Origin of the sequence: Micromonospora sp. NPDC047707, from assembly GCF_040704235.1 — a bacterium.
Classification (GTDB): domain Bacteria; phylum Actinomycetota; class Actinomycetes; order Mycobacteriales; family Micromonosporaceae; genus Micromonospora.
Window position 1 is genome coordinate 1 of record NZ_JBEYSU010000118.1, and the last position, 2,604, is coordinate 2,604.

At 68.3% G+C, this 2,604-nt stretch carries 5 protein-coding genes; 3 read left to right on the forward strand and 2 right to left on the reverse strand.

Annotation, left to right across the window (positions count from 1 at the left end; genetic code table 11):
• A partial coding sequence (locus tag AB0873_RS32195; RefSeq protein WP_366604535.1) for an ATP-binding cassette domain-containing protein occupies window positions 1-208 on the reverse strand: 208 nt, incomplete at its 3' end.
• A gap of 897 nt (window positions 209-1,105) precedes the next feature.
• Between AB0873_RS32195 and AB0873_RS32200 the strand changes: the two genes are divergently transcribed.
• A complete protein-coding gene (locus tag AB0873_RS32200; protein WP_366604537.1) occupies window positions 1,106-1,306 on the forward strand; it encodes a hypothetical protein in 201 nt (66 codons plus the stop codon).
• A gap of 59 nt (window positions 1,307-1,365) precedes the next feature.
• Here AB0873_RS32200 and AB0873_RS32205 read toward each other — a convergent pair whose 3' ends face one another.
• Window positions 1,366-1,593, reverse strand: a complete 228-nt coding sequence (locus tag AB0873_RS32205; protein ID WP_366604539.1) for a hypothetical protein — start codon at window positions 1,591-1,593, stop codon at window positions 1,366-1,368.
• Between the two features lie 147 nt (window positions 1,594-1,740).
• On the opposite strand from AB0873_RS32205, the gene AB0873_RS32210 reads away from it, so the two are divergent.
• Entirely contained in the window at window positions 1,741-2,046 is a 306-nt protein-coding gene (locus AB0873_RS32210; RefSeq protein WP_366604541.1) for a hypothetical protein, read from the forward strand.
• Window positions 2,043-2,450, forward strand: a complete 408-nt coding sequence (locus tag AB0873_RS32215; RefSeq protein ID WP_366604542.1) for a hypothetical protein — start codon at window positions 2,043-2,045, stop codon at window positions 2,448-2,450. The genes AB0873_RS32210 and AB0873_RS32215 overlap by 4 nt, the downstream gene beginning before the upstream one ends.
• Window positions 2,451-2,604: the final 154 nt, after the last annotated feature.

Sequence of the window (2,604 nt, forward strand, 5' to 3'; positions counted from 1 at the left end):
GGTCGCTGCCGAGCACCGACACCTCGCCCGCGTCCCGCCGCCGGAAACCCTCCAGGATCTCCACCGTGGTCGTCTTGCCCGCACCGTTCGGACCGAGCAGGGCGAACACCTCACCCCGGCGCACGTCGAGGTCGACACCCGCCACCGCGACGGTGTCCCCGTACGCCTTGCGCAGCCCCCGGACGGAGATCGCGAACTCGTCATCCATGCCGTCAAGTGTGCGACCTGCTGGTGAGCTCAGCCCGGCCGGGGTGTGGTGGTCCCCGCCATGCCGGGCGCTTGCCACCCCGACGTCTGCTTCATGGAACTGTGTGATTTACCACAGCCCAGGTTACTGGACCGCAACTCAGTTACTCCAACCGCACTTGGCGTAGTCGGAGCCTTCGCTGGCAGTGCGCGTCGGCTACATCAGCGCTTCGCCGCATCGATCAGCACCCTGAGCGGCACGCAACGCCGCAGGCAGCCGACATGATCAACAGTCGGCGGAGACTGCCGCCTCTCGATGCCGAACTGAGGATGCGCACGACGGCGAATGCTTCATCCGATGAAATTCGCCGTGGTCGTAGTAATCAGCGAAGAATCAACGACAACGCTGGTCAGGGCCGGTGCTGCAAGGCGCGGTGTCGCTCGGGCCGCCGATCGGTTGACCAGCGTTGCCGTTGATTTCGGGCTGGAAACTACGGCCGGGCCTTCATCGGGTTCATCAGCCGCAGCGTGACCTTCCACCCCAGCAGCGGGGGCGGGATCGACAGCACCAACCTCGCGCGGTACGCGGAGCACTGCCGCACGGCCACCGGGCAGACCCTCAACGTCCGCGACGTGCTCGGCGTCCTGGTCCGCGAGTACGAGGCCGCCCAGCGGCACGCCATCCCGGCCGCCGAGTTCGACCACAACAACGAGTGCATCGGCTGCGGAACCGCCGGACCCGGCGACCCGTGCGACCCGACCTGCCCGTTTACCACCGGCTCCTTCGGGCCCTCTGTCATTCCTTCGCGCCGCGGCCCGCCGCCTGGCCCAGCACCCGGCCGGGATCGGCTACCACATCCCCGACGCGATCTTCGCCGCCGCGCAGCACCTCACCGGCAGCCCTCGCCCGTACGACCTGGTGGATGTCACCAAGAAGATCCTGGGTGAGCACCTCCGTGAGCAGGCCGGCCCGGCGTGCGAGCTGACCGGCGCCGAGCTGATCCGCCGGCACGGCCTGTTCGCTCCGACCGACGTGATCACGAAGGCGCTCTACGCCGCCGCCGCGCAGCACGATGGCTGCGATTTCGACCCGGACGACTTCGCCACCCTCACCCACTGAGCGACGAACGCGGGCCGGCCACGGTAAGGGCCGGCCTGCACCGTCTCGCTGCCGGTGGCTCAGCCATCGACGTAGTCCTCCGCGCCGGTCACCACCGCAGCCCGCTGGTCATGCTCCCGGCACAGGTCCATGTCCTCACCGGCGACCCACCGGTCACCGAACAGGATGCCGGTACGGGTGACCTGCCACGTCACCACCGCCGCACGCGTGCAACCGGCGACGTCACAGGCGACCTCCGGACCGGGCTGGCGGTCAACGGCGAGGGTGATGACCGGAACGGGCGGCATGCAGGGCGGCTCCTCACGTACGCGGCGAGCAGGAACCCACGAGGATACGAGCCGGCCTCGTGAACCGCACGGCGGCCTTTGCGCTGCTCAAGGCGATATCGCGGTGTCGCCGCACCCGCTGGTGTCACACGGGCGTAGGCTGGCCGTATGACAAAACGTCGTGTGACGATCTCCGTGCCCCCAGACGTGGCCGAAACGCTGGAGCGGCAGCCCAACGCCTCCGCGTATGTCACCGAAACCGTGCGAGCCCGCCGCAACTTCGAGGAGTTCCGCGAGCTGATGGTCCAGGCGGGCGTGCAGCTCACCGAGGAAGGCATGGCAGCCGCCCGGGCCCGCCGGCTCGCAGTGCAGGCCGAGTGGACGCCGGAGCGGGTCGCGGATTTGCGCGAGCGGGTCCGTGACCACATGGACGCCGAGCTGTCCGGCGGCGACCGGCAGGCCCCGGCCGCGTGAGCGGGAAAGACGACGACGAACCGAAGCGCCCAGTCACGCTGCTCCTGGACCGCTCGGCGTTGCTGGCGTACCCCTACTCAATCCACGTGGGCGAGCCGGTGGGCGAGGTCATCAAGGACGGCGACCGGTACGGCGTCACCGACGTCACCGTGGCCGAGACGCTCGAACTGGTCACCGACCCGAAGCAGCGGCAGCACCTGTACCAGCTACTGCGCCGGGACTCCTGCGCGGTCTTACCCACCAAGGGCGACTGGCGGGAACTGTCCTACTGGCGCGGGGCAACTGGCCGCATCGACCTCGCCACCACGGTGATGGCCTCCTTAGACAACGGAGGAGCGGCAATCCTGAGCGGGGAAGGCAACCGCTACGGCGAGCACCTACCCGTCATTCACATGCCGAAGTGACCAACTCGCTCCCGTTCCTACTGCGGGTGGCCGCGTCGACCTGGCGATCACCGACTGAACTAGGAAGTGTCTCGTCGATCTTGGGTGAGGTCGCGTAGCCAGATCTTCATCGTGGCGATGTCGACTGTGGCCCGGTACATGTAGTCGCGCTTGT